This is a genomic window from Mesorhizobium sp. M7A.F.Ca.MR.362.00.0.0 (assembly GCF_004023175.1).
Classification (GTDB): domain Bacteria; phylum Pseudomonadota; class Alphaproteobacteria; order Rhizobiales; family Rhizobiaceae; genus Mesorhizobium.
In genome coordinates, this window is record NZ_RZTF01000109.1 from 1 (window position 1) to 4,930 (window position 4,930).

4 protein-coding genes are annotated in these 4,930 nt (G+C 64.8%); 1 reads left to right on the top strand and 3 read right to left on the bottom strand.

Going from position 1 to position 4,930, the window contains the following annotated elements; translation table 11 throughout:
- Nucleotides 1–253, top strand: a 253-nt coding sequence (locus tag EOC06_RS15705) for a class II fructose-bisphosphate aldolase (RefSeq protein ID WP_206631196.1), incomplete at its 5' end; no start/stop codon positions are given.
- Between the two features lie 60 nt (nucleotides 254–313).
- Here EOC06_RS15705 and EOC06_RS15710 read toward each other — a convergent pair.
- Genes EOC06_RS15710 through EOC06_RS15720 form a run of 3 tightly spaced genes read right to left on the bottom strand, consistent with a single transcriptional unit; the run spans nucleotide 314 to nucleotide 4,866 of the window.
- The gene (locus EOC06_RS15710) at nucleotides 314–1,540 is read right to left on the bottom strand and encodes a VWA domain-containing protein (protein ID WP_127811075.1); all 1,227 of its coding nucleotides are present in this window, start codon (nucleotides 1,538–1,540) and stop codon (nucleotides 314–316) included.
- Nucleotides 1,533–3,782, bottom strand: coding sequence for a DUF5682 family protein (locus EOC06_RS15715; protein WP_128308195.1), 2,250 nt, complete (start codon nucleotides 3,780–3,782; stop codon nucleotides 1,533–1,535). The genes EOC06_RS15710 and EOC06_RS15715 overlap by 8 nt, the downstream gene beginning before the upstream one ends.
- 4 nt (nucleotides 3,783–3,786) lie before the next feature.
- Nucleotides 3,787–4,866 carry an AAA family ATPase gene (locus EOC06_RS15720; protein ID WP_027036087.1) on the bottom strand — a complete coding sequence of 360 codons (1,080 nt, stop codon included), beginning with the start codon at nucleotides 4,864–4,866 and terminating at the stop codon, nucleotides 3,787–3,789.
- Between the last annotated feature and the right edge of the window lie 64 nt (nucleotides 4,867–4,930).

Sequence of the window (4,930 nt, forward strand, 5' to 3'; positions counted from 1 at the left end):
GTGCAAGATCAACATCGACACCGACAACCGCATGGCGCTGACCGGCGCGATCCGCAAGGTGCTGACCGAGAACCCGAGCGAGTTCGATCCGCGCAAATATTTGACACCGGCCATGGCCGCCATGCGCAAGCTCTGCAAGGAGCGCTTCGAACAGTTCGGCACCGCCGGCAACGCGCAGAAGATCAAGCCGCTGCCGGTCGCCGAAATGGCCAAGCGCTATAAGTCGGGCAGCCTCGACCCGAAGTTCGGCTGAGCTCCAGCGATTTATCCCAGAGCTGCCAGAAGCATCCTGGCAGCTCTGGCGACGGGTGTTTCATTCCGGAGTCTCGGCCTCGGCGCGAACCAGCTTGATATCGGCGCCGGCCGCCCATGAACCGATATCTTCCCGACGCAATGCCGCCGCCATCATGTCTGGAAACAGATCCGGCGTGCAGGCAAAGACCGGAATGCCGAGGGCGGCCACCGAGCCTGCCATCTTCGGGTCATAACCCGGCCTGCCCTGGTCGGTCAGCGCCAGGAGCACCACGACGTTGACGCCGGAGCGAACGAGTGCAGCAAGCCGCTGCAGCAATTCCTGCCCGTTGCCGCCCTCATAAAGGTCGGTGATCAGCACCATATGCGACTTGGTCGGCCGTTCGATGCGGTCCGCGCAATAGGCCACGGCCTGGTTGATGTCGGTGCCGCCGCCCAGTTGCACGCCGAACAGGACTTCAACCGGATCGCTAAGCTCCTCGGTCAGATCGACGATCGCCGTGTCGAAGCAGACAAGCTTGGTCCGCACGACCGGCAGGGAAGCCATCACCGCGGCGAAGATGGAGGCGTAGATCACCGAGCTTGCCATCGAGCCCGACTGGTCGACGCACAGCACCACCTCATCCAGGTCGACCAGCCTTCGCTGTTTGCGCATGAAGCCGACCAGCTTCTCCGGCACGATGGTTTTGTGCTCGGGCTGGTAATGGCGAAGGTTGGCTGAGATCGTACGCGGCCAGTCGATGTCGCGCTGACGTGGGCGGTTGGTGCGCTGCGACCGGTCGACCGCACCGCGTATCGCCTCGGCTGTCTTCTGCTCCAGCCGCTGCATCAGCTTGGCGACGATATCGGCGATGATCGTGCGCGCAATGTCCTTGGTCTTGGCCGGCATGACCGAGCGCAGCGAAATCAGGTCAGCGACGAGATTGACGTCGGCCTCGATCGCCTTGAGGAATTCCGGCTCCATCAGCATCTGCTTCAGGTTGAGCCGTTCGAAGGCATCCTTCTGGACGATCTGGACGACCTGTGCGGGAAAGAACGATCTGATATCGCCCATCCACTGTGCCACCCTTGGCGCCGAGCGGCCGAGGCCGCCGCGCCGCTTGCGCGGATCGGCGGCCGCATCGCCGGCACCATCGCCGTAAAGCGCATCGAGCGCCGCCGAAAGCCGCTTGTCGGTGTCGGACAGCGCTGACGAGGTTTCCTCATCGGCACCGATCGCCAGGCGCCAGCGGCGCTCCCGTCCGTCGCCGGCCTGGATTGGTTCGCTCATTTCGGCCTCGTCATCCATTGCCGCTCCCTCCCGTCAGCAAGGGTCCGAGCCGTTCAAGATGGCGGCGCCACGCTTCGCCGCCATCCGGAGTCGGCGTCAGTCCGGCAGGCAGGCGTGCGGCGCGGCCGAGCACCGCTTCGATCAACCGCCGCCGCTCCATCGAGTCCAGATGCGAAAAGACCCGGCGCAGCAACGGCAGATGCGCAATGAAGGCGTCTTCGTCGAGGGATGCGAGCCAGGCATCCACCGCACCGCGCAGGCCCTCGTCGTAGATCAGCCGTTGGCCGGCAGTGCTGAAGAAACCCTCGAAGAACCCTGCAGCCTCGGTGACCGGCGTTCCTGGAGACAGGCGTCGTGCGATCAGACCGGTTGCCGCGTCGGCTGACAGATGGCCGGCTTCGTAGAGCAGATGCGCGGCACAGCCTGCCACCAGCGCCGTCGAGCGCGATCCATCGAGCACCGCAGCCAGCCCATTGCGCCAGGCGTCCAGCACGTCCTGTTCAGGCTCGACCAGACTGATCGCTTCGTCGGCCTTGCGCATGGCGCCGACCAGCGTCGTGGATGCCTGGGCATCGAGGTCGCGGGCGGCATAGGCGAGCGCGATCCCGCCTTCGACGATCAGCCGCTCCAGCAGACCGGACAGACGGGCGGTTTCCGTCTTGCGAGCCTCGCCATAGCGGATGATGTCGGCGAGCGGCGGCACCGATGTCAGGATTTCCAGGCATTCGCTGCTGCGGGCTGCCCGTTCCTCCAAGGCCGCGAGACCGGCGATCGACGCTTCCGACAGGTTTGCCGTGATGGCGCCCTGGACCAGTGCGGCCATCGCATCAAGAGACGTCGCCGCGCCGATCATCTGGATCAGCCGACCATTGGCCGCCTTTTCGATGGTTGGTCCGTAGACCAGGTTCTCCACCAGTCGAACGGCATACTCAGGTTCCCACGACAGCGTCCAACGCTCGCGAAAGGTGCCGCGGCTACGGCCGCTGTCGATGAGTTTGCCCCAATGCACGCCAAGCACGGACAGCCGGTGCAGCAAGGTCGACCGAAACAGCCCGCTCTCGCTGCGCAGATCGACCGATAATTCGCGCTCCAGCGCCTCGGGCTTCAGCCGTGCCGCCTTCTGGTTGCGCTGCAGGTCCTCGATCAGCGGCGCCAGCGGCGTGTCCGGCGGAATTTCACCGACATCCGCTCCCAGAAGCAATTCGGCTTCGACCAGCGCCCACAGCAGCGCTTCCCCGTTGAACAGGGCGGCGATGGCGGCGTCACGCAATTCCTCGAAACCGGGCTTTGGCCGCTCACGGATCACAGCCAGCGTGCGGGCCAGCCGTTCGGCTTCGATCAGCGAGGCGGTCGAGACCATGTGCCCCTTGGCCCTCAGGACCGCCGCGATCTTCGCCAGCCACAGGACCGAGGAGTCGCCTTGCCCGCGCGTCTGCCACAGATGCTTGCACCAGCCGGGCGCGACAACGCCGGCGCCATAACCGAAGCCCAGCGCCAGGCGCGGCCCCGTCCACGGCGCCCAGGTCATCATGCTTTTGCGGCGGGCGAGCCCCTTGAGTAGCGCCTGGTCCTCCTTCAGCGGTCGCGTCGCCTGCAGTGCCGGCACATGGAAAGCACCGCAAACGATAGCGATCGGCCCATCGAATTCCTTTCGCGCGGCGGCGATCTCAAGCCGCATATGCGCTTCGCGTTTCGCCTCAAACGCCGCAAGCGGACCTTCGCCGTCCCGCAGCGTCGTCATCGCGTCGGCTATTGCCGCGAAGATTGGACCCGGCTGCGGGTTCTGCTCGATGATATCAGACCACCAGCTTTCGCCATCCTCATAGCCGGCAGCTTGTGCCAGCGTTCCGATCGGGTCCCGCAGATGCGGCGCCAAGTCGGCCTCGACGTTGGCTTCCGTTCCATCGCTCTCGGTTTCCCCCACGGCCTCAATCGGCGCAGTGCGGGCTGACGACGGCAAATCGATGAAGCGCACTGCCGCATTGTTGGTGACGGCCCAGAGCGTCGCCTGATACTCCGGCGAGAATTCGGCGAAGGGCCAGAAACTCGTCGAGGCCGGATCGTCTTCGGGATAGCAGAGCAGCGCCACCGGCGGCTGCATTTCGGGGCGGGCCAGCAACGGCAACAGCGGGCTGGCGTCGGCCGGTCCTTCGATCAGCACGGCGACCGGTTTCAACTCCTGCAACGCCTGCACCAGGCTGTCGGCGGAGCCGGGCCCGTGATGGCGTATGCCGAAATAGGAAACGTCGCCAAGCGCCATGGCGTCAGATCGCCGCGTTCAAGGCCGCGTAGTAGCCGGCATAGTCTGGCCGCTTCTTGAGCACGGTTTCCAGATACTCCTCCAGCACCAGTTTGTCCTGCACCGGATCCTTGACGATCGCACCGACAAGGCTCGCAGCCAGACCTTCGGCACCGAGCTTGCCGCTGTCGAACCAGGCCGCCTGGCTGAGGCCGCCGACCATGGTGGCAATGGCTTCGGCCGTGGACAGCGAACCGGACGGCGTCTTCAACGTCACCTTGCCGTCGGCTGTAGCGCCGGAGCGCAACTCGCGAAAAATGGTCAGCACGCGCGCGATCTCCTCACCGACATTCTTCGGCACCGGCAGGTCGAGACCGCCGGCCATCTCTCCGACCCGCTTGGAGACGATTGCCACTTCCTCCGCCATGTCTTCGGGCAAGGGCAACACGACGACATTGAAGCGGCGCTTCAACGCTGACGACAACTCGTTGACGCCCTTGTCGCGGTTGTTGGCGGTGGCGATGATGTTGAAGCCGCGCTGCGCGTAGATCGAGGTGTTGAGTTCCGGGATCGGCATCATCTTTTCGGACAGCACGGTGATCAGCGTGTCCTGCACATCGGAGCCCATGCGCGTCAGCTCCTCGAGGCGGCAAAGCTTGCCGTCCTGCATGGCGCGGTAGAGCGGCGTCGGCACCAGCGCGTCCTGGCTCGGGCCCTTTGCCAGAAGCTGTGCATAGTTCCAGCCATAGCGGATCTGGTTCTCGTCGGTGCCGGCCGTGCACTGCACGATCAGGGTCGAATCGCCCATAATCGCGGCGGCAAGATGCTCCGACACCCAGGATTTGGCGGTGCCGGGCACGCCGAGCAGCAACAGCGCGCGGTCGGTGGCGAGCGTCGCGACCGCGGTTTCCATCAGCCGGCGGCGGCCGACATATTTGGGCGTTATCACTGTCCCGTCGTCAGCCTTTCCGCCAAGCAGGTAGGTAAGGACCGCCTTTGGTGAAAGGCTCCATCCGGCAGGCCTTTGCCGGTCGTCATTGCGCGAGAGCGCCTGCAATTCGGCGGCATAGGCCTGCTCGACCGGAAGACGGATGGCTGCGTTCATTTGCTGTTCTCCGGATTGATCATATGTTGGTTCAATGCTCGGCCAGTGACGCGTTGAGCCGCAG

Coding starts and splice junctions, on each gene's coding strand:
- EOC06_RS15715 (WP_128308195.1), bottom strand. CDS start 3,782: ATGGCGCTTGGCGACGTTTCCTATTTCGGCATACGCCATCACGGGCCC.
- EOC06_RS15710 (WP_127811075.1), bottom strand. CDS start 1,540: ATGGATGACGAGGCCGAAATGAGCGAACCAATCCAGGCCGGCGACGGA.
- EOC06_RS15720 (WP_027036087.1), bottom strand. CDS start 4,866: ATGAACGCAGCCATCCGTCTTCCGGTCGAGCAGGCCTATGCCGCCGAA.